General features: G+C 70.6%; 22 protein-coding genes and 1 riboswitch. Of the genes, 13 read left to right on the top strand and 9 right to left on the bottom strand.

Annotation, left to right across the window (positions count from 1 at the left end):
- Window positions 1-13 precede the first annotated feature (13 nt).
- Window positions 14-1,441, top strand: a complete 1,428-nt coding sequence (locus OG736_RS20500; RefSeq protein WP_327183746.1) for a M1 family metallopeptidase — start codon at window positions 14-16, stop codon at window positions 1,439-1,441.
- Between the two features lie 4 nt (window positions 1,442-1,445).
- On the opposite strand, the gene OG736_RS20495 is transcribed toward OG736_RS20500, so the two are convergent.
- Window positions 1,446-2,420: a bifunctional GNAT family N-acetyltransferase/NUDIX hydrolase gene (locus OG736_RS20495; RefSeq protein ID WP_327183745.1), complete on the bottom strand. Its 975-nt coding sequence runs from the start codon at window positions 2,418-2,420 to the stop codon at window positions 1,446-1,448.
- 140 nt (window positions 2,421-2,560) lie between these two features.
- Between OG736_RS20495 and OG736_RS20490 the strand changes: the two genes are divergently transcribed.
- Together OG736_RS20490 and OG736_RS20485 are read left to right on the top strand one after the other, a co-directional pair.
- A complete protein-coding gene (locus OG736_RS20490; protein WP_327183744.1) occupies window positions 2,561-3,139 on the top strand; it encodes a carboxymuconolactone decarboxylase family protein in 579 nt (192 codons plus the stop codon).
- Complete coding sequence (locus OG736_RS20485) at window positions 3,136-4,005, top strand: RNA polymerase sigma-70 factor (RefSeq protein ID WP_327183743.1); 870 nt, start codon at window positions 3,136-3,138, stop codon at window positions 4,003-4,005. The genes OG736_RS20490 and OG736_RS20485 overlap by 4 nt, the downstream gene beginning before the upstream one ends.
- Window positions 4,006-4,068: 63 nt before the next feature.
- On the opposite strand, the gene OG736_RS20480 is transcribed toward OG736_RS20485, so the two are convergent.
- Window positions 4,069-4,644 carry a TerD family protein gene (locus tag OG736_RS20480; protein WP_020130301.1) on the bottom strand — a complete coding sequence of 192 codons (576 nt, stop codon included), beginning with the start codon at window positions 4,642-4,644 and terminating at the stop codon, window positions 4,069-4,071.
- A gap of 199 nt (window positions 4,645-4,843) precedes the next feature.
- Here OG736_RS20480 and arfB point away from each other — a divergent pair, with 199 nt between their 5' ends.
- Window positions 4,844-5,281: an alternative ribosome rescue aminoacyl-tRNA hydrolase ArfB gene (gene arfB, locus OG736_RS20475; protein WP_327183742.1), complete on the top strand. Its 438-nt coding sequence runs from the start codon at window positions 4,844-4,846 to the stop codon at window positions 5,279-5,281.
- Between the two features lie 22 nt (window positions 5,282-5,303).
- Here arfB and OG736_RS20470 read toward each other — a convergent pair whose 3' ends face one another.
- Both OG736_RS20470 and OG736_RS20465 read right to left on the bottom strand, forming a co-directional pair.
- Window positions 5,304-5,780: a GNAT family N-acetyltransferase gene (locus OG736_RS20470; RefSeq protein ID WP_327183741.1), complete on the bottom strand. Its 477-nt coding sequence runs from the start codon at window positions 5,778-5,780 to the stop codon at window positions 5,304-5,306.
- Window positions 5,781-5,830: 50 nt separating this feature from the next.
- Window positions 5,831-6,421, bottom strand: coding sequence for a flavin reductase family protein (locus OG736_RS20465; protein WP_327183740.1), 591 nt, complete (start codon window positions 6,419-6,421; stop codon window positions 5,831-5,833).
- Window positions 6,422-6,787: 366 nt separating this feature from the next.
- Here OG736_RS20465 and cdgB point away from each other — a divergent pair, with 366 nt between their 5' ends.
- Both cdgB and OG736_RS20455 read left to right on the top strand, forming a co-directional pair.
- Entirely contained in the window at window positions 6,788-8,455 is a 1,668-nt protein-coding gene (gene cdgB, locus OG736_RS20460; RefSeq protein ID WP_327183739.1) for a diguanylate cyclase CdgB, read from the top strand.
- A gap of 120 nt (window positions 8,456-8,575) precedes the next feature.
- On the top strand, window positions 8,576-9,523 hold the full coding sequence (locus tag OG736_RS20455; protein WP_327183738.1) for a carbohydrate-binding protein: 948 nt from the start codon (window positions 8,576-8,578) through the stop codon (window positions 9,521-9,523).
- Window positions 9,524-9,552: 29 nt separating this feature from the next.
- On the opposite strand, the gene OG736_RS20450 is transcribed toward OG736_RS20455, so the two are convergent.
- The 3 genes from OG736_RS20450 to OG736_RS20440 form a co-directional block, all read right to left on the bottom strand.
- The gene (locus tag OG736_RS20450) at window positions 9,553-10,482 is read right to left on the bottom strand and encodes a 1-phosphofructokinase family hexose kinase (RefSeq protein ID WP_327187663.1); all 930 of its coding nucleotides are present in this window, start codon (window positions 10,480-10,482) and stop codon (window positions 9,553-9,555) included.
- Between the two features lie 137 nt (window positions 10,483-10,619).
- On the bottom strand, window positions 10,620-11,801 hold the full coding sequence (gene nagA / locus OG736_RS20445) for an N-acetylglucosamine-6-phosphate deacetylase (RefSeq protein WP_327183737.1): 1,182 nt from the start codon (window positions 11,799-11,801) through the stop codon (window positions 10,620-10,622).
- A complete protein-coding gene (locus OG736_RS20440) occupies window positions 11,801-12,742 on the bottom strand; it encodes an ROK family protein (protein WP_327183736.1) in 942 nt (313 codons plus the stop codon). Before OG736_RS20440 ends, nagA begins: the two co-directional genes overlap by 1 nt.
- Before the next feature lie 164 nt (window positions 12,743-12,906).
- Here OG736_RS20440 and OG736_RS20435 point away from each other — a divergent pair, with 164 nt between their 5' ends.
- From OG736_RS20435 to otsB, 3 genes are all read left to right on the top strand, one after another.
- On the top strand, window positions 12,907-14,193 hold the full coding sequence (locus OG736_RS20435; RefSeq protein WP_442817056.1) for an ABC transporter substrate-binding protein: 1,287 nt from the start codon (window positions 12,907-12,909) through the stop codon (window positions 14,191-14,193).
- Between the two features lie 51 nt (window positions 14,194-14,244).
- Window positions 14,245-14,493 carry a DUF3263 domain-containing protein gene (locus tag OG736_RS20430; RefSeq protein WP_327183735.1) on the top strand — a complete coding sequence of 83 codons (249 nt, stop codon included), beginning with the start codon at window positions 14,245-14,247 and terminating at the stop codon, window positions 14,491-14,493.
- A gap of 79 nt (window positions 14,494-14,572) precedes the next feature.
- Window positions 14,573-15,445, top strand: coding sequence for a trehalose-phosphatase (gene otsB, locus OG736_RS20425; protein WP_327183734.1), 873 nt, complete (start codon window positions 14,573-14,575; stop codon window positions 15,443-15,445).
- On the opposite strand, the gene OG736_RS20420 is transcribed toward otsB, so the two are convergent.
- Entirely contained in the window at window positions 15,433-16,845 is a 1,413-nt protein-coding gene (locus OG736_RS20420; protein ID WP_327183733.1) for an alpha,alpha-trehalose-phosphate synthase (UDP-forming), read from the bottom strand. The genes otsB and OG736_RS20420 overlap by 13 nt on opposite strands.
- Before the next feature lie 121 nt (window positions 16,846-16,966).
- On the bottom strand, window positions 16,967-17,911 hold the full coding sequence (locus tag OG736_RS20415; protein WP_327183732.1) for a glucosyl-3-phosphoglycerate synthase: 945 nt from the start codon (window positions 17,909-17,911) through the stop codon (window positions 16,967-16,969).
- A gap of 170 nt (window positions 17,912-18,081) precedes the next feature.
- Window positions 18,082-18,247, top strand: a riboswitch (SAM riboswitch).
- An 18-nt stretch (window positions 18,248-18,265) separates the two neighbouring features.
- Between OG736_RS20415 and thrC the strand changes: the two genes are divergently transcribed.
- From thrC to groL, 4 genes are all read left to right on the top strand, one after another.
- Window positions 18,266-19,567, top strand: coding sequence for a threonine synthase (thrC, locus tag OG736_RS20410; RefSeq protein WP_327183731.1), 1,302 nt, complete (start codon window positions 18,266-18,268; stop codon window positions 19,565-19,567).
- 134 nt (window positions 19,568-19,701) lie between these two features.
- Window positions 19,702-19,977 carry a ubiquitin-like small modifier protein 1 gene (locus tag OG736_RS20405; RefSeq protein ID WP_171397997.1) on the top strand — a complete coding sequence of 92 codons (276 nt, stop codon included), beginning with the start codon at window positions 19,702-19,704 and terminating at the stop codon, window positions 19,975-19,977.
- Between the two features lie 453 nt (window positions 19,978-20,430).
- A complete protein-coding gene (locus OG736_RS20400) occupies window positions 20,431-20,637 on the top strand; it encodes a cold-shock protein (RefSeq protein WP_007493268.1) in 207 nt (68 codons plus the stop codon).
- 345 nt (window positions 20,638-20,982) lie between these two features.
- The gene (gene groL, locus OG736_RS20395) at window positions 20,983-22,605 is read left to right on the top strand and encodes a chaperonin GroEL (RefSeq protein ID WP_020130284.1); all 1,623 of its coding nucleotides are present in this window, start codon (window positions 20,983-20,985) and stop codon (window positions 22,603-22,605) included.
- Window positions 22,606-22,770: the final 165 nt, after the last annotated feature.

The following is a 22,770-nucleotide window of genomic DNA, read 5'->3' as shown; positions in this document are numbered from 1 at the left end:
TAGGATCACTGACATGTCCCGATCCGTACGCCTTGTTCCGGCGGTGGCCGCCGCGGCGCTCGTGCTCGCCCTGACCGCCTGCGACGACGAGGGGGCGCCGGACACCTCGGGCGCCCAGGCCCGCGACGCCTCGGGTGCCCCGGGTGTCGGTGATCCGTACTTCCCGAAGGCGGGCAACGGCGGCTACGACGTCTCCCACTACGGCCTCACCCTCGCCTACACCCCCGACGGCAACCGGCTCACCGGCACCGCCGTCGTCACCGCCCGTGCGACCGAGGACCTCGCCGCCTTCGACCTGGATCTCGCGGGCATGAAGGTCGAGGAGGTGACCGTCGGGGGCGACACGGCCGAGTTCCGCCGGGACGGCCAGGAGCTGATCGTCCGGCCGCCCGGCGCCCTGTCCGACGGGGAGACCTTCGAGGTCCGGGTCCGCTACTCCGGCAGCCCGCGGACGATCACCGACCCGGACGGCTCGAAGGAGGGCTGGCTGCGCACCGCGGACGGAGCGCTCGCCCTCGGTGAGCCGACCGGCTCCATGGCCTGGTTCCCCGGCAACCACCACCCCTCCGACAAGGCGTCGTACGACATCGCCGTCACCGTCCCGAAGGGCCTGACGGCCGTCTCCAACGGCGAGTTGCGCAGTGCGAGGACGGTGGCCGACGGCCGCACGACCTTCGCCTGGCACACGGCCGAACCGATGGCGAGCTATGTGGCGACCCTGGCGATCGGCCGCTACACCGTCACCCGCTCCACGGCGGAGGGCGGGCTGCCGGTGTACGTCGCCGTGGACCCGTCCCAGGTGACCGCGAGCCGCAAGGTGCTCGCCCGGCTCCCCGAGGTCATGGAATGGGCGGAGAACAACTTCGGCCACTACCCGTTCTCCTCCACCGGCGCGATCGTCGACCGCCCCGAGGACGCCGAATACGCCCTGGAGACCCAGAACCGTCCCTTCTACCCCGGCGCCCCCGACACCGCGACCCTCGTCCACGAGACCGCCCACCAGTGGTTCGGCGACTCCGTCACGCCGAAGAGCTGGCAGGACATGTGGCTCAACGAGAGCCTGGCGACCTACGCCGAGTGGCTGTGGACGGAGGACGAGGGCGGCGCCACGGCGGAGGAGACGTTCACGGAGCTGTACGACCACGGCGAGGACGAGTACGAGGACCTGTGGGCGTTCCCGCCCGCGAAGCCGACGAGCGCGGCACACGTCTCCGACACCCCCGTCTACCAGCGCGGCGCGATGGTGATCCACCGCATCCGCCAGACCGTCGGCGAGGACACCTTCTACGACATCGTCCAGGGCTGGGCCGCCGCCCACCGCCACGGCAGCGCCGACACCGACGACTTCACGGCGTTCGTGGAGGAGCAGGCACCGGACGAGGACTTCGACGAGATCTGGGCGGACTGGCTGTACGGGGAGGGCAAGCCCGCACGCCCGTGAGCCGTCACGCCGGTCCCGGACGACGGTGGCCGCTCTCCGCCTCCCACGCGTCGAGCAGCCGGGCGAGACCGGGCGGCCACACCGGCTCCGCCTCCTGCGCGAGCTCCTCGCGCGTGAACCAGCGCCAGCCGAGGATGCCGTCCGTGGCGTGGGAGGCCGCGAGGTCGGGTCCGCCGGGTTCGCGACGCGGGCCGGGGGAGACGTAGATGTGCTCGTGCTGGCTCACGAGGATGCCCGTGCGGGTGAAGTCGTGTTCCCAGGTGCACAGCAGGGGACCCGGTTCCAGGTCCGCCCACCCGGTCTCCTCGCGCAGTTCCCGCAGCGCCCCCTCGCGTGGCGACTCGCCCTCCTCCAGGCCGCCGCCGGGCAGCGCCCAGTGCATGCCGACGTCGGCGTCGTCGTACCGGAAGAGGAGGACTGCGCCCTGCGGATCGACGACGGCGACCCGGGCGGCACGGCGGGACCTGCGCAGCGGCTTGCGCAACACGGCGCACGGGCGGCCGAGTTGCAGGTCGGGCCGGTGCCCGACGACCTGGTACCCGAGGGCGGTCCAGAAGGCGAGCCCCGTGGGATGGTCGTCGAGCACGGCGAGCCGCAGGGCGTCGCGGCCGGCCTCCCGGAAGCGGTCCTCGACCTGCCGGACGATCCGCCTGCCGTGGCCTTGCCCCTGCACGGCCGCGTCCACCATCAGCAACCCGATCCACGGATCGGGATCGGCCGGGTCGGGATGCCGGTCGAGGGTGACCACGACCCCGACCAGCCGCCCCTGACTGCGGGCGAGCAGCACCTCCACACCCTCGTGCGCCAACTCCCGCGCGAGCGCCGCCGCCACCTGCTCCGGCCGGATGTCGTCCGGATCCGGGAACTCCCCGCTGAGTGCGTGGAATGCGTGCTGGGAGGCGTAGAGCGCGGTGAGTTCGGTGAGCAGCGGTGCGGGGATGTCGCGGTCGGGGGTGAGGGGGAGGGAGTCGAGAAGCATGGGAAGCACGCTAGTCGGCGAACCCGGTCCGACAGGTCCCCCGCCGGCTTGTCACATCCACGGGCCCGGCGGTGTCTTCATGCCGATCACGTCGTGCAGGCCGAGCGGGCCGCACCGGCCACCGAGACAGGGAGAACACCGTGACACCCCGTATGCCGAAGGCGGAGCTTCCCACCGAGTTGAGGGAAAACCTGATCAAGCAGTTCGGTGCACTGCCCGAGCCCGTGGAGGTGGGCTTCAACAACCCCGCGGTCACCATGGCCACTCTGGAGTTCGGGGCGAAGGCGGCTGAGTGGAACACGGCCGACGAGAGCCTCAAGACCTTCGCGCACATGGCCGTCGCGGCGCAGGTCGGCTGTAGCTGGTGCCTCGACATCAACTACTTCGCGGCGCTGAACAAGAACCTGGACCTGGGCAAGGCGAGCCAGGTGCCCCGCTGGCGGGAGGCGGACGTGTTCACGCCGCTGGAGCGGGACGTGCTGGAGTACGCCGAGGCGATGACGAACACGCCGCCGACCGTCACCGACGAGCTGTCCGCGCGTCTGCTCGAACGGCTCGGCCCGGCGGCGCTGGTCGAACTCACCGTGCTCATCGGCTTCGCCAACCTGTCGGCCAGGACCAACGCGGCGCAGGGGATCACCTCGCAGGGCTACTCGGACGCGTGCGACATTCCGCTGGCCGCGGGTTCCGGGCAGTCCCCGGTGGCGTCCACGGCATGACCGGGGCCCCCTTTGTCGCCCACCGCAGCCTGCTCTTCACGGTCGCCTACGAGATGCTCGGGTCGGCGGCCGACGCCGAGGACGTGCTTCAGGAGTCCTGGCTGCGGTGGGCCGAGGTGGACCACACCCAGGTGCGTGACCCGCGGGCGTACCTCGTCCGTATCGTCACGCGACAGGCCCTCAACCGGCTGCGCGCGTTGTCGCGCAGCCGCGAGGACTACGTGGGCGAGTGGCTGCCGGAGCCGCTGCTGACCAGCCCCGACGTCGCCGAGGACGTCGAACTCGCGGAGAGCGTCTCGATCGCGATGCTGACCGTGCTGGAGACGCTCGGACCGACGGAGCGGGCCGTGTTCGTGCTTCGTGAGGTCTTCGACCTGCCGTACGGCGAGATCGCCGGAGCGACGGGCAAGTCCGCGGCCGCGGTGCGCCAGATCGCGCGGCGGGCCCGCGAGCACGTGGCCGCCCGGCGGCCGCGGATGCGGGTGAGCCGGGCGGAGCAGCGGGCCGTGATGGAGCGGTTCCTGGCCTCGCTGCGCACCGGGCGGTTGCAGGAGCTGATGGAGGTCCTGGCGCCGGACGTGGTGATGATCGCCGACGGCGGTGGGATCGCGGCGGCTGCGCTGGCTCCGGTGTGTGGAGCCGCGCAGGTGGCGGCGGTGCTCGCGCGCGCGAACCAGCTGGTGACGGGAGCCTGCGAGACGACGACCGTGTGGCTCAACGGCGCGCCCGCGGGCCGGATCGACATCGACGGCGAGCCGACCGCGGTGAGCGTCGTGGTGGAGAACGGCCTGGTCACCAGGGTCTATCTGATGAGGAACCCGCGGAAGCTGACCCGGCTGGACGAACCGGCCGAACTTGCGCGCTAGGCCGCGGAGCCCCCGGCCGGGTGGCCGAGGGCTCCGCCGAGGCGTGCGCGTGGGCGCAGGACGTCAGACGCTCACGCCGAAGTCCTGGGCGATGCCCACGAGGCCCGAGGCGTAGCCCTGGCCGACCGCGCGGAACTTCCACTCCGCGCCGTTGCGGTAGAGCTCGCCGAAGACCATGGCCGTCTCGGTGGCCGCGTCCTCCGAGAGGTCGTAGCGGGCGATCTCGGCGCCGCCGGCCTGGTTGACGATGCGGATGTAGGCGTTGCGGACCTGGCCGAAGTTCTGCGAGCGGTTCTCCGCGTCGTAGATCGAGACCGGGAAGACGATCTTGTCGATGTCGGCCGGGAGACCGGCCAGGTTGACGTTGATCGCCTCGTCGTCGCCCGCGCCCTCGCCGGTGCGGTTGTCGCCGGTGTGGACGATGGTCTGGTCCGGCGTCTGCTTGTTGTTGAAGAAGACGAAGTGACCGTCGGAGTAGACCTTGCCCTGGGGGTTGACCGCGATCGCCGAGGCGTCGAGGTCGAAGTCCGTGCCGGTGGTGGTGCGGACGTCCCAGCCGAGGCCCACGGTGACGGCGGTCAGGCCCGGAGCCTCCTTGGTGAGCGAGACGTTGCCACCCTTGGACAGGCTTACAGCCATGGTTGGGAGTCCTTCCCTCGTTGCGTACGGCTTCGTACGGGGCTTCGTACGGGCACGAAGCTACAGCTATCCCTATGAACGCAGCGAAGGGTGCTCAAGGTTCCCCGCCACTCCGCGTTTCTTTACTTTCTTTACCAAGACGACCGTGCGGCGGGTTCCGGGGATATTCGCGTGACGTGGGGGCGGCGCGAGCGGGAACATGGTCGGCATGTCTGGTCCCTATGTCGTCCGCGGCTCCGTCTCGCTTCCCGAGGCCGAGCTCATGTGGCGTTTCTCGCGGTCTTCGGGGCCGGGCGGGCAGCACGTCAACACCAGTGACTCGCAGGTGGAGCTCCGCTTCGACATCGCGGGCACCGAGGCGCTGCCCGAGGTGTGGAAGGCGCGGGCGCTCGAGCGGCTGGCCGGTCGGCTCGTCGACGGCGTCGTCACCGTCCGCGCCTCCGAGCACCGCTCCCAGTGGCGCAACCGGGAGACCGCCGCCGTACGCCTCGCCGCCCTCCTCGCCGAGGCCACCGCCCCGCCGCCCAAGCCGCGCCGGCCGACCCGGATCCCGCGCGGGATCAACGAACGCCGGCTGCGGGAGAAGAAGCAGCGCTCGCAGACGAAGCGGGGCCGGAACGGACGGGACTGGGGCTGACCGCGGAAGGGGCCGGGGGCGGCTAGTCCAGGGCGAGGACGCCGACCGTCTCTCCCTCGCTGGTCTCGCCGTTCTTCCGGAAGCCCAGCCCGAGATAGAAGTCCGCGGGACCGTTCTCGCCCTCGTGCCAGGTCACGTACATCTCCTCGGTGCCCCGGCGGCGCAGTTCCGCGGCCACGGACTCCACGGCGAACCGGCCGTAACCGCGGCCCTGTTCACCGGCGGCGATGTTCAGCCGCCACAGTCCGGAGCGGATCGGGCCGCCGTCGCCGCGCCCGTCCCAGTCGATGTCGAAAAAAGCCATCAGAAAGCCGACGGCCCTGTCACCGTCCATGATCAGGCGCGGCCAGGCGACCCCCGCGCGGTGGACATGCGCCTCCGCGAGCGACTGCATCACCGGAGAGACGGCGAACTCCTGGTCGGGGCGGACCCGAATGCCCGTCGCGGCCTCGAAATTCGAGGGAGTGATGATCTCGAGTCGGGGCCCTGAAGTCGTCATGCGGGCACCCTAGGCGGGCCGCTCGTCATGCGGCCACGCCATTTCCGGTGTCACCCCAACTGCCGGTAACGGCCCCGGAAATGCACCAGCGGACCGCCGTCCGCGCTCGGCACCGACGCGGTCAGCACGCGGCCGATCACCAGGGTGTGGTCGCCGGCCGTGACCTGCTGCTCGGTGCGGCACTCCAGGGTCGCCAGGGCACCGCCGACCAGGGGTGCGCCGGCCACCTCGCCACGGGTGTACGGGATGTCCTCGAAGAGCAGCCGGTCGCTGATGCGGCCCTTCATGGCGAAGCGGCCGGCGATGTGCCGCTGGCTCTCGGAGAGCACCGACACCGCCCACAGGGGCTGCTCGTCGAGCAGGTCGTCCATCCGGGAGCCGGTGCGCAGGCTGACCATGACCAGCGGCGGGTCCAGAGAGACCGACACGAACGCCGTCGCGGTCATGCCGACGTCCTCGCCGTCCGGCGCCCCGGGGTCGTCCGGGTCGAGGGACGGCTCCCGGGCGGTCACCAGGACCACGCCGTCGGCGAGCCGGGACATGGCGGCGCGGAACTCGTCGTTGCTCACTCCCTCAGCATGCCTGGAGCGGGTCTCGGACACGGTCTTGAGCGCAGCCGGCTCGAGTACGTCTGGGGGCATGTCCGAAACGCTAATGTCCGTCCGGCGTGCGGCGCATCGGACCTCCGCCCGAGTAGGGTCGTAGGACCGTGGACCGACTCCCCCCGGCGCCCGATTCCGGTGTCCGTCCGGGCATGTTCGTGCCTGTCCGTGTTCAGGAAACACACAGGAAAACGCGGAAACTCCACTCAAATGTTCACCTTCACCTGTGACTTGAGTCACAAGAAGCATTAATTGTTGACCCTGTGTACCGAGTGGGCAGCGCGCTGTGATTCAGTGGCGGAGGCGTCACAAGGAGACACACACCGACAGCACAGCACCAGAAACGACGTTACGCCGAGAACAACCCTTGATTCGCTGCGAAGTCTCGGGGGGAGGGCGAAACACATGGAGACCGAGTCGGAGCCTTACGTCCGCCTTGCGTCCCTGCGACAGCTGCACCAGGTCATGGCCGACATGAACACGGCCCGGAGCCTGGCCGACACCTTGCAGACCGTCGCCGACGGCGTGGTCACGGCACTCGGGTACGAGCTGGCGTGCGTCAACCTCGTGCGTCCCGACGGCGATCTCGTGGTCGCCGCCTTCGCCGGCAACCCGGCCGCCGAGGCCCTGATCACCGGCCGGGTCGGCTCGCGCGAATCCTGGGACCGGCGCCTCGCGATGGGGGAGACCTGGGGCGACCTGATCTTCATACCCCACACCGAGGGCTGGGTCCTCGACGACGACGACGTGCCCCAGTGGTACACCGACGGGCCCGCGCCCCGCTTCGAGGACGAGTGGCACCCCTCGGACCGCCTCTTCGCCCCCATGTACATGCCCGCCGCCCCCGGCAGCGGAGGCACCTGCGGTGAGCTGATAGGCGTCCTGTCCGTGGACCGGCCGCGCAACGGACGCCGGCCCGGCGCGTGGGGGCGCGAAGCCCTCCAGATGTACGCCTTCCAGGCCGCCATCGCCATTAGCAACGCGCGTCTACGTGCGAATATGCAGCGGGCACTGGTACGGCTCGAACGCGAGCAGCAGGCCCTGCGCGCCAGTGAGGAAAGCTTCCGGCAGGCCTTCGAGTACGCCCCCTCCGGCATGGCGATAGCCGAGATGGGCGGCGACCAGCACGGTCGGATACTCCGGACCAACGACGCCCTGTGCCGCCTGCTGGGCCGCCCCGCCTCCGCGATGCGCCGCTACTCCTTCTCCGACCTCGTCCACCCCGAGGACATAGGCACCCTGCTCCGCACCTCCGCCGAGGGCGGGCGCGCCGAACTCCGCCTCGGCCGCCGGGACGGCACCTACGTCTGGGTCAGCCTCCGCAACTCCGTGGTCGCCGACGCCGCCGACGGGCCCCGCTTCCTCCTCACCCACGTCGAGGACATAGAGGACCGCAAGCGCCGTGAGCTCCAGCTCGCCCACCGCGCCTCGCACGACTCCCTCACCGGACTGCCGAACTCCGCCGAACTGCGCTCGCGGCTCTCCGCCCGGCTCTGTCAGCGCCCCCAGTCCACCCACCCCGCCGCCGTCGACGCCATGGACACGGCGTACGGCCACGCCGCCTTCGACGCCAACGGGCACGGCTTCGACTACCGGCCCGGCGGGGCCGAGTCCTTCGACGGCTACGACCACCATGTGCACACCGCCGCCCCCGAGGAGGGGCGCGACGACGGCACCAAGGGGCTCGCGGTCCTCTTCTGCGACCTCGACGGCTTCAAGTCGATCAACGACCGGTTCGGCCACAACGCCGGCGACGCGGTCCTCATCGAGGTCGCCCGCCGGCTCTCCCGCCAGGTCCGCGACGGCGACACGGTCGCCCGGCTCGGCGGCGACGAGTTCGTGATCCTCGCCGACGGCCTCGGCCGCGCCGACGCGGCCGACCTGGCCGTACGGCTGCGCAACGAGATCATCCAGCCGATCCGCGCCGAGGGCCGGGCCGTGCGGGTGGGCGCGAGCTTCGGTATCGGCTGGGCACATTGCGGGATGACCGCGGACGAAGTGCTGAAGTCCGCCGACGAACGCATGTACGTCGAGAAACGATCTCGTCCCAAACAGCACCGGCGTGCGGGATGATCACCAGGTCAGCGAGCTGATGCGATCAGAGTCACCTGTTTGGGCCATCCGGAGCGGGTAGGCTCGCCAGTCTGACCGCACCATCGCATCCGACCCGCACTTGCTGAGGAGTACCAAGGGATGACGTCCGGCAACAACGGCGCGAGTACGCCCGAGGACGACGACCCGTTCGGCTACCTCTACGCCGACGGCCAGGCCAACGGCGCGCAGCCGCCCTCCGGTGGTGGCTACGGCTACCCCAACTCGGTCAGCAGAGTGCGCGCGGTCGGCGAGCGCCAGTACGGACAGCAGCAGACCGCGCAGTACGGGCAGCAGCCGACGATGCCTCAGCAGCAGGGCGCGTACGGCCAGCCGAACGCGCACTACGCCGCGCCCGAGAACTTCGGCGGCGGCCCCTCCACCGGTCGCCAGCCCGCGCAGAACGGCGGCGGCCGCGGCCGCGGTCCCAACACCAAGGGCCTGTTGATCGGCGCGGTCGCGGTGGTCGCCGCGGTCGTGATCGGCATCGCGGTGGCCATGGCGAACGGCGACGACGGCTCCGACGACAACAAGGCGAGCGACCAGCCCACCACCTCGGCCTCCCCCTCCGCGAGCCCCTCGCCCAGCGAGTCGGCCGGCGACGACGAGAACAAGGCCGAGATCCCGCCGGTGGACGCGAAGGCGCTGAACCTCGGCGGCAGCGCCGCTCTGGCCTCGGACGTCGAGGGCGCGCAGGCGGCCGGCGGGGTCTATGTCGGAAACCTCAACCAGGTCGGCAACTCGGTCACCTGGACGGTCAACGGCATCCCGTCGGACGGCACGTACACGCTGTTCGCGCACTACAGCGTGCCGGGTGAAGACCAGGCGATGACGCTCACGGTCAACGGCAAGACCTTCGGCAGCAAGTTCCCCCTCAAGAACTACGCGAAGGGGCCCGCCGGCGACTTCGTCAAGGGCTGGACGACGAGCTACACGTATCCCACGCTCACCAAGGGCACCAACACGCTCACCCTCTCCTGCCAGGACGGCGACAAGTGCAACGTCCTGCTGGACCAGTTGTGGGTGAAGCCCGGTCAGGTCAAGAACTGACACCTCGGGTTCAGGACTGATCCGTCGGTTCAGGCCGCGGTGATCTCCGCGGCCACCGTGATCCGGCCGAGCAGCTCCTCGTAGGCGGCGCGGTCGAACTCGCCCGCCGCCGGGGCCGCCACGGTCGCCGCCGACAGGGCCACCGCGCGGGACAGGCGGTCCGGCCAGGGGAGGCGTTCCACCAGGCCGGACAGCAGGCCCGCGACCGCCGAGTCGCCCGCGCCGGTCGGATTGCCGTGGACGCGGCGTGGCGGGGCGGCGCGCCAGCGGCCCTCCGGGGTGACCGCGAGGAACCCTTCGACACCCAGCGAGGCCACGACGGCGTGCGCGCCGCGCCTTCGCGCGTCCCGGGTCGCCTGCAACGGCTCGTGCGAACCGGTGAGTTCGGCCAGTTCGGTGGCGTTCGGCTTGACGATGTCCGGGCGGGCGGCGACCCCGCGGCGCAACGGCTCCCCGCTCGTGTCCAGCAGTACGGGGACACCCGCGGCCCGTGCCCGCCGCACCAGGACCGCGTACGCGCCCACCGGCACGCCCGGCGGCAGACTGCCGCACAGGGCCACCGCGTCGGCGCCGGCGAGCAGCCCCTCGTACGCCTCCTGGAAGGCGGACCACTCGGCCGGCGCGATCACCGGGCCGGGTTCGTTCAGCTGGGTCGTGTCGCCGGTGCGGGCGTCGACGACCGCGACCGTGCGGCGGGTGGTCCCGGCGACCGGGACGAGGGCGTCCACGATCCCGGTCACGGCGGTGAGTCGTTCCTGTACGACCCGGCCGGTGGGGCCGCCCACGAAACCGGTCACCGTCACCTCGTGGCCGAGGGCGGCCAGCACCCGGGCGACGTTCAGCCCCTTGCCGCCGGGCCGTTCCCGCACGTCGGTCACCCGGTGCGAGGTGTGCGGCCGCAGCGCCGGCACACGATAGGTGAGGTCGAGAGCGGTGTTCAGGGTGACGGTGAGGATCACCTGGCGGCCTCCCCCGGCTGGCATGCGTACATGAACGGTTCCGGAACTCTTCCGGCTTCCGGAGGCCTGATCATGCCAAAGAGACGGCGACCGGCCCAGTGCGCGGGTCGGCCACCGTTCCTGTGCGGGGGGACGTTTCAGGCCAGTTGGGGATCCACCACCCAATCCCCCTTGCGCATCACGCCCTTGACCTCGAAGTTCTCGTCCAGCAGGACCAGGTCGGCGTCCTTGCCGGCCTCCAGTGAGCCCACCCTGTCCTCGATGCCCAGCAGCCGGGCCGGGTTGGCGGACAGCGCGGCGACGACGTCCTCGACCGGCAGCCGGTCGATCGTCACCGCCCGCTGGAAGGCGCGGTCCTGGGTGAGGGTGGAGCCCGCGATCGAGCCGCCCTCCACCAGCCGGGCCACGCCGTCGCTGACCTCGACCTCCAGCGGGCCGAGCAGGTAGCGGCCGTCGCCGATGCCGGCCGCGTCCATCGCGTCCGTGATGAACGCCACCCGGCCCGGGCCCGCGTGACGGAACGCCAGCTCCAAGGCGGCCGGGTGCAGGTGCGTGCCGTCGTTGATGAGCTCGACCGTCACCCGCTCGTCCTCCAGGAGCGCGGCGATCGGGCCGGGGCTGCGGTGGCCGAGCGGCGGCATCGCGTTGAAGAGGTGGGTGGCCACGGTGGCTCCGGCCTCGATGGCCTGAACCGTCTGCTCGTACGTCGCGTCCGTGTGCCCGACGGCGGCGATCACACCGTGCTCGGCGAGCAGTCGTACGGAGTCCAGGCCGCCCGGGAGTTCCGTCGCGAGGGTGACCATGCTCGCCCGGCCGCGCGCCGCGTCGATCAGCTTGCGCACCTCCGCCGGGTCGGGGTCGCGCAGCAGCGCCTCGGAGTGCGCGCCCTTGCGGCACGGCGAGATGAAGGGGCCCTCGAAGTGGATGCCGGCCAGGTCGCCCTGCTCGGCCAGCTCGCTCAGCAGGCCGGCCTGACGGACCAGGATGTCCATGTCGTCGGTGACGGTGGACGCGACGAGGGTGGTGGTGCCGTGCAGCCGGTGGGTGTGGATGGCCTTCAGAACGTCCTCGGCCGTGCCGGAGAAGGAGGCTCCGCCGCCGCCGTGGTTGTGCAGGTCGATGAAGCCGGGGACCAGCCAGTGGCCCGTCACGTCGATGACGTCCCCGTGCGGGGCTCCGGCCGCGATCTTCGTGCCGTCGATCGTGACGCGGCCGTCGGGAACCGTGCCCGTCGGCAGTACCACCCTGGCGCCGGTGAGTACCTGCGGGCGCGTCGTGGGTCGTTGCGCAGTTCCCCGCGCCCCTAGGGGGGTGGCCATCAGGGTGTTACCTCCATGCCGTCGGTTGTGTTGAGGAGATCCCAGGCCAGGAGGCCCGCGCCCAGGCAGCCGGCGGTGTCGCCCAGGGCCGCCGGGACGATCTCCGGAAGCTTCTGGAAGGTCACCCGTCGGCGGACCGCGTCCCGTAGGGGCGTGAACAAGGTTTCCCCCGCCTCGGCGAGGCCGCCACCGATGACGAGCGTGCGGGGGTCCAGCAGGGTGAGGGCGGTGACCAGGCCGTCGGCGAGCGCGTCCACGGCGGTCTGCCAGACCCGGACGGCGTTCGGGTCGCCGGACACGACGGCCTTCGCGCAGTCCGCGGCGTCCGCCTCCGGGTCCCCGCAGGCCGCCGCCCATGCCTCGCTGACCGCCGCCGCCGACGCGAAGCGCTCCAGACAGCCGTGCTGCCCGCACGGACACGGGGTTCCGCCGGGCCGTACGACGATGTGGCCGATCTCGCCCGCGAAGCCGTGGGCGCCCGCCTCCACCCGGCCGTCGACGCCGATCGCGCCCGCGATGCCGGTGCCCAGCGCCACGAACAGGAACCGGTCCGCGCCCCGGCCGGCACCGATCCGGCCCTCGGCGAGGCCGCCGGTGCGCACGTCGTGCCCGAGGGCGACGGGGGCGCCGAGTCGGTCGGCGAGCAGTGCGCGCAGGGGTACGTCCCGCCAGCCCAGGTTGGCCGCGTAGGCGGCGACGCCGTTCGCCTCGTCGACGATGCCGGGCACGGCCACGCCCGCCGCGGCCGCGGGCTCGCCGAACTGCCGGGCGCCGTGTTCGCGCAGCTCGGCGGCGAAGTCGAGGATGCCGGCGACGACCGCGTCGGGTCCGCGCTCACGGCCGGTGGGCCGGCGGGCCCGGTGCAGCAGTGCGCCGTCCGCGCCGACCAGGGCGGCCTTCATCCCGGTGCCGCCCACGTCCAGGGCGATGACATGTCTCACGGGGACAGTGTGGACCGAGGACCCGCGAGAGGTCTAGTCCACTCGCGGGTTGTGGGGGTACCGTGCCGCCTCGGAGGCCGGAAGAGGTCTAGTCCACATGGGTGGTGTAGACCTTAATCCGCATAGCGGTCCATTGGTATGAGCAATCAGTTGGGAGCGTCACGGTGCAGCGGCGGGCACGGAAGTCAGGAACGATCACGGGAGCGGTCGCGGGGGTGTCGGCCCTCGGCATGGCCGCGGTCCTCACCGGCTGCGGACTGTCCGGAGACTCCGACGACGTCACGCTGAGACTCGTCGCCGCCGACTACGGCGACAGCAGCGCCAACAGTTCCGAGAAGTACTGGGACAAGCTCGTCGAGGGTTACGAGAAGGACCACCCCGGCGTCACCGTCGACGTGACCGTCTACTCCTGGAACGACGTGGACGCCAAGGTCAAGGCGATGGTCGACGCGGGCAAGGCCCCCGACATGGCCCAGATCGGCGCCTACGCCGACTACGCGGCCGCCGACCGGCTCTACAAGGTGAGCGATGTGCTCTCCATCCCCGTCGAGGCCGACTTCGTCTCCCAGCTCGCCAACGCGGGCGAGGTGCGCGGGGTGCGGTACGGCATGCCGTTCGCCTCCTCCACGCGGCTGCTGTTCTACAACAAGACCCTCTTCGCCGAGGCCGGCCTGACCCCGCCGACCACCTGGGCCGAGCTCGCCGAGGATGCGAAGGCGCTCAAGGACGAGGGCGTGAAGTTCCCGTACGCGCTGCCCCTCGGGTCCGAGGAGGCGCAGGCCGAGACCCTTCAGTGGCTGCTCAGCGGCGGGGGCGGCTACACCCAGACCGTCAGCGCCTACAGCATCGACTCCACCGAGAACGTCGAGACCTTCGACTGGCTGAAGGACGACCTGGTCGGCAAGGGCCTCACCGGGCCGGTCGCGCCGGACAAGCTGAACCGGGCCGCCGCGTTCGCCGCGTTCGCCGCCGGCGACGTGGGCATGCTCAACGGGCACCCCTCGCTGATGAAGGCGGCCGCGAGCAAGGGCGTGAAGTTCGGCATGGTGCCGATGCCCGGCGTCGCCGGGCCGACCAAGGTCTCCATGGGCGTCGCCGACTGGATGACCGCCTTCAAACAGAACGGACACGCCGAGCAGGTCGGCGACTTCCTCGACTACGTCTACAGCGAGAAGAACGTGCTGGACTTCTCCCGCGAGTACGACCTGCTGCCGGTCACCAACTCGGCCTCCCAGGTCATGGGCGCGGCCAAGGAGGACGCCGACCTCAAGCCGTTCCTCGACGAGCTCCCGCTCTCCGAGACCTACCCCGTCGGACGGACCTCCTGGGCGAAGGTCAGCGCGGAGATCAAGCAGCGGATCGGCCAGGCCGTGACCGCGAACGGCGACCCGGCCGGCGTACTGGGCGAACTCCAGACCACGGCCACGACGCTGGACGCCGGCACCGGCTGACGAGCCGCCCGGCGCTGGGCCGCTGTCGGTGCCTGGCGTTACCGTGCGGACATGGAGCGGCGAGCGGAAGCGGACGACGAGCTGGGGGCGGGGGAGCGGGGCATCCTCGCCCTGGAGCGGCGCGGGTTCTCCGGCCCCGGCGCGAAGGAACGGGCGATACGCGAGGAACTGGACCTGTCCCCGGTCCGCTACTACCAACTCCTCAACGCCCTCCTGGACGACCCGCGCGCCCTGGCCCACGACCCGGTCACGGTGAACAGACTGCGCAGGGTGCGGGAGGCGAGGCGGGGGGAGCGCTAGGGCGTGTCTGACCATGCGCGCCCGGCGGGAACGGTCAGGCGCGTCCTGGCCGCGGGCGTGCGTTGGTTATCGTCGGCGTATGGGCACCCACGAGACGCATTCCTCGGAACCCGAACCCCTTCCCCTCCCCGTTCCGGTCACCCCGGCGGGCCGCGCCGCGCTCGACGCGATCGTCGGCCGGCCCGCCACCACGCTCGTCGCGCTCGACTTCGACGGCACCCTCGCCCCGATCGTCGAGAACCCGGAGGACGCCCGGGCGCACCCCGACGCCGTACCCGCGCTCACCGCCCTCGCGCCGAAGGTCGCCGCCGTGGCCGTCATCACCGGGCGGCCCGCCGAGGTCGCCGTACGGCACGGCGGTTTCGCCGGGGCCGAAGGACTGGAACACCTCTCCGTCCTCGGCCACTACGGCGCCGAACGCTGGGACGCCCGCACCGGCGCCCTCAGCGCCCCGGCCCCGCACCCCGGAGTGGCCGCCGTCCGCGCGGAACTCCCGCGGGTCCTGGCCGCCGCCGGGGACCGGCCGGGTGTCTCGGTCGAGGAGAAGGGCGGCCGGGCCGTCGCCGTGCACACCCGCCGCGCCGACGACCCCCGGGCCGCCTTCGAAGCGCTGCGGGCCCCGCTCACCGACCTCGCCGCCCGGCACGGCCTGATCGTGGAACCCGGCCGGATGGTCCTCGAGCTGCGCCCGCCGGGCATGGACAAGGGCGTCGCCCTGCTGGAGCACGTCCGCGAGACCGGCGCGCGGTCCGTCCTCTACGCCGGTGACGACCTCGGCGACCTGCCCGCCTTCGCCGCCGTGGAGAAGCTCCGCACGGACGGCGTACCCGGGCTGCTGGTGTGCAGCGGCAGCACCGAGGTCGGTGAACTGGCGGAGCGCGCGGACCTCGTCGTCGACGGGCCCGCCGGCGTCGTACGGCTGCTGCGGGAACTGGCCGCTCAGCTCGGCTGAATCTCCCGCAGGGCGTTCAGCTGGTCCAGGAACCACTGGGCCGGGGGAAGCGCGGTCGCCGCCGCGGACAGCCGCTTCGTGCGCGCGGCCCGCTCCTCCGGCTTCATGGTCAGCCCCTCGTGCAGGGCGCGGGCGGTCTCCAGGACGTCGTACGGGTTCACCGTGATCGCGTCCTCGCGCAGCTCCCAGTAGGCCCCCGCCTCCCGGGACAGGACCAGCGCGCAGCCCTCGTCGGAGACGACCGGGACCTCCTTGGCGACCAGGTTCATGCCGTCGCGGATCGGGTTCACCAGGGCCACGTCGGCCAGCCGGTAGGCCGCGAGGGAGCGGGCGAAGTCGTCCTTGAGGTTGAGCAGGACCGGGGTCCAGCCGGGCGTGCCGTAGGCGTCGTTGATCTTCTCGGACAGGCGCTGCACCTCGGCCATGTAGTCGCGGTAGACGGCGAGGTCCTGGCGGGAGGGGTAGGCGAAGGCCACGTGGACGACCCGTTCGCGCCACTCCGGGTGGTCGTCGAGCAGCTGTCGGTAGGCCAGGAGCCCGCGCACGATGTTCTTGGACAACTCGGTGCGGTCGACGCGGACGATCGCCTTGCGGCCCTCGCCGATCTCCGCGCGCAGCGCCGCCAAGCGCTCGTCGACGTCCGGCCGGTGCGAGCGCTCGCGCAGGAAGTCGGCGTCGGCGCCGAGACCGTGCACGCCGATCTGCGTCTTGCCGGGACCGCCGGCGAACTCCGTACAGCACGCGGTGAACGCGTCCGCCCAGCGCCGGGTGAGGAAGCCCAGGCGGTCCGCGCCGAGCATGCCGTGCAGCAGCTGCTCGCGGATGTCCCCCGGCAGCAGCGCGAAGTAGTCCACCGGCGCCCACGGCGTGTGCGAGAAGTGGCCGATGCGCAGGTCCGGGCGCAGCTCACGCAGCATCCCCGGCACCAGACACAGGTGGTAGTCCTGCACGAGGACCGCCGCCCCGTCCGCCGCCTCCTCGGCCAGCGCCTCCGCGAACGCCCGGTTGTAGGCCTCGTACGACGCCCACTGGCGGCGGAACTCCGCGTCGAAGGCGGGCTCCAGCGGCGTCTGGTAGAGCAGGTGGTGGACGAACCACAGCACGGAGTTGGCGATGCCGTTGTACGCGTCGGCGTGCACGTCGGCCGGAACGGCCAGCATGCGCACGCCCTCCTCGCCGACGCCGCGCCGGACCGCCTCCCGGTCGCCGTCGGAGAGTGCCGAGCACACCCAGAGGGCGCCCGCCTCGGGTCCGATGGCCGACAGACCGGAGACCAGCCCGCCGCCGCCGCGTTTCGCGTGCAGCGAGCCGTCCTCGCGTACTTCGTAGGAGACCGGGCCGCGGTTGGACGCGACCAGCACCTCGGCGGCCGGGGCGGCAGTGTCGTGCGTGGAAGCCATACGCCTCAACCTAGCCCGGTCGGGAAACGCTCAAACGTACGGTCGCGCTGTGTGGACGGGCCGTATCTGGCCGTATATCGCCGTTATCGGCGCTATCGCCGTATACGGCCCGTCCGACGCGTTACGCGACCTTGCGGGTCGCGTACTCCGCGATCTCCGCCATCGGCGGCCGTTCCTCGGTGTCCACGGAGTACGTGCGCGGCTCGAAGCCGTCCGCGCTCCGTTCGAACTGGGTCAGGGACGGGCGGATCAGGTGCCCGCGGGCCAGCCGGAGCTGGGCGGTGCGGTAGATGGCCGCCGCCATCCGGCCCAACGCCTGCCCGTCCTGGTGACGGTGCTTGCGCACGCCGATGTCGACCTGGGCGAGGGCGTCCAGGCCCACCAGGTGCAGGGCGTCCACCAGCATGCCCAGCTCCACGCCGTAGCCGACGGGGAAGGGCAGCTGCTCCAGCAGACCGCGGCGGGCCGCGTACTCGCCGCCGAGCGGCTGCACGAACCCGGCCAGCTGCGGCCAGTGCATGTTGAGCAGCGGGCGGGCCATCAGCTCGGTGACCCTGCCGCCCTGGCCGGCCGCGCCGCCCAGCGGGCGGTCGTACATGCCCTTGACCAGATCCACCCCGGGGTCGGTGAGCAGCGGGCCGACGATCCCCGAGACGAAGTCCGAGGAGAACTCCCTCAGATCGGCGTCGATGAAACAGACGATGTCCCCGGTGGTGACCAGCAGGGAGCGCCACAGGACCTCGCCCTTGCCGGGCACGGCCGGTATCCGCGGCAGGATGTCGTCCCGGTGGACGACCCGCGCGCCGGCCGCCGCGGCCACCTCGGACGTACGGTCGGTCGATCCCGAGTCGACGACGACGATCTCGTCGACGAGCGGGACCTGGTGCATGAGGTCGTGACGGATGACCGCGACGATGTCACCGACCGTCTCCTCCTCGTTCAGCGCGGGCAGGACGACGGACACCGACTGGTTCGTGGCGCGCTTGGCGGCCAGGATCCGGTGGAGCGGACGATCGGTCACGGACCAGGAGCGGGTGGCCAGCCAGCGCTCAGTTTCTCGAAGCACAGTCTGCGGCTCCTCACTGTCGTGATCACACCGGGTGCACAGGAGGTGACCGTGTGATCCATCTCGCGGTTCGGACGACTATCTCAACTGTCCTGGCCTTCGGTTACAGTCTTGAACAACGCGGATGACCATCGCATGTCCGAGGTCGCCCCCCGTTCACAACTTCATACCGCTCATCCAGAGGGGCAGAGGGATACGGCCCGATGAAGCCCCGGCAACCCTCCAGCCGGTCTCGTAACGATCACTGATCCACGTGGTGATCGCTTCGCGAGGCTCCCGGCTCGGGAAGGTGCCAAATCCGTCTCACGGCGAGATGCGTCGTGAGGAAGATGAGGAGAAAGGGCCTCGCCTCACATGGCTGCGCAGACTGTTGCAAGCACCACCGACTCTACGACGTCCTCTGCTGTCGACCTCGGTCCGGCCGCGGCGTTGACCTGCCGCGAGTGCGGCCACCGCGTGCCCCTCGGCCCGGTCTTCGCCTGCGAGGAGTGTTTCGGCCCGCTCGAGATCGCCTACGACTTCTCCTCCTACGACACGGAGGAGCTCCGCAAGCGCATCGAGGCGGGGCCCGCGAACATCTGGCGCTACGCGCCGCTGCTGCCCGTCCCCGCGGACGTGGCCGACAAGCCCAACATCAACCCCGGTTGGACCAAGCTCGTCCAGGCCGACAACCTCGCCCGTGAACTGGGTGTCGACGCCGGCAAGCTCTTCGTCAAGGACGACTCCGGCAACCCGACGCACTCCTTCAAGGACCGCGTCGTCGCCCAGGCCATCGAGGCCGCCCGCGCGTTCGGCTTCACCACTCTCTCCTGCTCCTCCACGGGCAACCTGGCCGGTGCCGTCGGCGCCGCCGCCGCCCGGGCGGGCTTCCGGTCCTGCGTGTTCATCCCGCACGACCTGGAGCAGGGCAAGGTCGTCATGGCCGCGATCTACGGCGGCGAGCTCGTCGGCATCGAGGGCAACTACGACGACGTCAACCGCTTCTGCTCCGAGCTCATCGGCGACTCGGCGGGCGAGGGCTGGGGCTTCGTCAACGTCAACCTGCGGCCGTACTACGCCGAGGGTTCCAAGACGCTGGCGTACGAGATCTGTGAGCAGCTCGGCTGGCGGCTGCCGGACCAGCTGGTCGTGCCGATCGCCTCCGGCTCCCAGCTCACGAAGATCGACAAGGGCCTCCAGGAGCTGATCAAGCTCGGGCTGGTCGAGGACAAGCCGTACAAGATCTTCGGCGCGCAGGCCGAGGGCTGCTCCCCGGTGTCCGTGGCCTACAAGGCCGGGCACGACGTGGTCCGCCCCCAGAAGCCGAACACCATCGCCAAGTCGCTGGCCATCGGCAACCCCGCGGACGGTCCGTACGTCCTCGACATCGCGCGGCGCACCGGCGGCGCGGTGGAGGACGTGAACGACGAGCAGGTCGTCGACGCGATCAAGCTGCTGGCGCGCACCGAGGGCATCTTCGCGGAGACCGCCGGTGGTGTGACGGTGGGCGTGACGCGCAAGCTGATCGAGAACGGCCTTCTCGACCCGACCAGGACGACCGTCGTCCTCAACACGGGCGACGGACTGAAGACCCTGGACGCGGTGGCCGGCACCGGGCTGACCGCGACCATCCGTCCCAACCTCGACTCCTTCCGCGAGGCCGGCCTCGCGTCATGAGCGGGGCGCTCCGCTGTAAGACCGTATGTGTGCTGCGGGCCGGCGTGGGCCGGCCGCGCCCACGCGGCGGCAGTCGCACGATCCAGACAGCCCCGCGTCCCTGAGGCCGACTACCCGACCGGAGACCACCAGACATGAGCGTCAACGTCCGCATCCCCACCATCCTGCGCACCTACACCGGCGGCCAGGCCGAGGTGAAGGCCGAGGGGGCGACCCTCGGTGAGGTCATCGCCGACCTGGAGAAGAACCACACCGGCATCGCCGCCCGGGTCCTGGACGACCAGGGCAAGCTGCGTCGGTTCGTCAACGTGTACGTGAACGACGACGACGTCCGCTTCGAGCAGGGGCTGGAGACGGCGACCCCGGACGGCGCCGGCGTCTCGATCATCCCGGCCGTCGCAGGTGGCTGACCGTAGTTCAGTACCCATCGGTAGTAACCGTCGGTAACAGCGATTACCGAGTGTTCATCGAATTGCCCTCTCCGCGATAGAAGCGGAGGGGGCAATTCAGTGTGGTTGAGCGCGGTACAGTTGGGGAACCCGGTCCGGATCACCGGATCCGGAGCCTTTGATTTCTGCCTCGCGCCCGACAAGAAGCAGCCAATGTGTGCGCCTCTTTCGTGGCTTTTGTGGCTTATGTAGGGCCCGACTTGCCCTTAATTCAGGCGAATTCTCGCCACATTCCGGATCCCATGCGTCCGGAATTCTCGTCCGACTGACCTGTTGCAGACGGCAGTTGGACAGATACATTCAGCCGCGGTCGACGCGTTCCGGCGCACGCCCCCAAGCCAACCGGGGGGTGAGGTCTGACCCGGATCCGCGAAGTGTGGATCCGTGCAAGGGCCAGTAATAGGGGAGTTAGGCATGGCTCAGGGCACCGTCAAATGGTTCAACGCGGAGAAGGGGTACGGCTTCATCGCGGTCGACGGTGGTGCGGATGTTTTCGTCCACTACAGCGCGATTCAGATGGACGGCTACCGCACCCTGGAAGAGGGTCAGCGGGTCGATTTCGAGATCTCGCAGGGTCAGAAGGGGCCGCAGGCGGACATGGTCCGGCTCGCGACCGGCTGAAGCACGCGCCGACTGAAAGCGTCGTTCTTCTGTACAACTGACGAAGGGCTCGCACCTCCACGGGGGGCGAGCCCTTCGGTCTGTCCGGGGGCGTCCGCGAGGCGTCGGCGAGCCGTCCGCGAGGGGTGTCCGGAAGGGCACGGGTCCGGTGGAGGCGCTTGCACTCTCATGGGTCGAGTGCTAATCATTGGCGTTAGCACTCTGAAGGTGAGAGTGACAACGAGGACCGGGTCGGTGAGGCCCGCAGGCCAGGTGGGGCAAGGAACCACGAGGCCGGCGAGCCGTCCGTCGCGGGCGCCAGCGCGGTCCGGAGCAATCCACCCCAGTCCGGGAGGACCACTTCACATGGCCAAGATCATCGCGTTCGACGAGGAGGCACGGCGCGGCCTCGAGCGCGGCATGAACCAGCTCGCGGACGCCGTGAAGGTGACGCTCGGCCCCAAGGGCCGCAACGTCGTCCTCGAGAAGAAGTGGGGCGCACCCACGATCACCAACGATGGTGTTTCCATCGCCAAGGAGATCGAGCTCGAGGACCCGTACGAGAAGATCGGCGCCGAGCTGGTCAAGGAAGTCGCCAAGAAGACGGACGACGTCGCCGGTGACGGTACGACCACCGCGACCGTCCTCGCCCAGGCCCTGGTCAAGGAAGGCCTGCGCAACGTAGCCGCCGGCGCCAACCCGATGGCCCTCAAGCGCGGTATCGAGAAGGCCGTCGAGGCCGTCTCCGGTGCCCTGCTCGAGCAGGCCAAGGATGTCGAGACCAAGGAGCAGATCGCTTCCACGGCCTCCATCTCCGCCGCCGACACCCAGATCGGCGAGCTCATCGCCGAGGCGATGGACAAGGTCGGCAAGGAAGGCGTCATCACCGTCGAGGAGTCCCAGACCTTCGGTCTGGAGCTGGAGCTCACCGAGGGTATGCGCTTCGACAAGGGCTACATCTCGGCGTACTTCGCCACCGACATGGAGCGTATGGAGGCCGTCCTCGACGACCCGTACATCCTGATCGCGAACTCCAAGATCGCGAACGTCAAGGACCTGCTCCCGCTCCTCGAGAAGGTCATGCAGGGCGGCAAGCCGCTGCTGATCATCGCCGAGGACGTCGAGGGCGAGGCCCTGTCGACGCTGGTCGTCAACAAGATCCGCGGGACCTTCAAGTCCGTCGCGGTCAAGGCCCCGGGCTTCGGCGACCGCCGCAAGGCGATGCTGAACGACATCGCCATCCTCACCGGTGGCGAGGTCATCTCCGAGGAGGTCGGTCTCAAGCTCGAGAACACGACCATCGACCTGCTCGGCAAGGCCCGCAAGGTCGTCATCACCAAGGACGAGACCACCATCGTCGACGGTGCCGGCTCCTCGGACCAGGTCGCCGGTCGGGTCAACCAGATCCGCGCCGAGATCGAGAACAGCGACTCGGACTACGACCGCGAGAAGCTGCAGGAGCGCCTGGCGAAGCTCGCCGGCGGTGTCGCGGTCATCAAGGCCGGTGCCGCCACCGAGGTGGAGCTCAAGGAGCGCAAGCACCGCATCGAGGACGCCGTCCGCAACGCGAAGGCCGCCGTCGAGGAGGGCATCGTCGCCGGTGGTGGCGTGGCCCTCATCCAGGCGTCCTCCGTCTTCGAGAAGCTGGACCTCGAGGGTGACGAGGCGACCGGCGCCAACGCCGTGCGCATCGCGCTCGAGGCCCCGCTGAAGCAGATCGCCGTCAACGGTGGTCTCGAGGGTGGCGTCGTCGTCGAGAAGGTCCGCAACCTGCCCATCGGTCACGGCCTGAACGCCGCGACGGGTGACTACGTCGACATGATCGCCGAAGGCATCATCGACCCGGCGAAGGTCACGCGCTCTGCCCTGCAGAACGCCGCCTCCATCGCCGCGCTGTTCCTCACCACCGAGGCCGTCATCGCCGACAAGCCGGAGAAGGCCGCCGCGCCCGCCGGCGGCGGCATGCCGGGCGGTGACATGGACTTCTGATCGACCTCTGGTCGATCGCCTGTCCTTCGGACCGAGGGCGGCACTTCCCGGAAACGGGGGGTGCCGCCCTCGGGCGTTCGCGGGGTGCTCGAGAGGACGCGGAAGAGGTGGCGCCTGCCGAGGTGCTGCGAGAGAGGGTGCGCATGCTGAACCGCCACGCCCAAC

Origin of the sequence: Streptomyces sp. NBC_01334, assembly GCF_035983595.1 — a bacterium.
Classification (GTDB): Bacteria; Actinomycetota; Actinomycetes; order Streptomycetales; family Streptomycetaceae; genus Streptomyces; species Streptomyces coriariae.
This window is presented reverse-complemented; position numbering and strand designations above follow the sequence as displayed.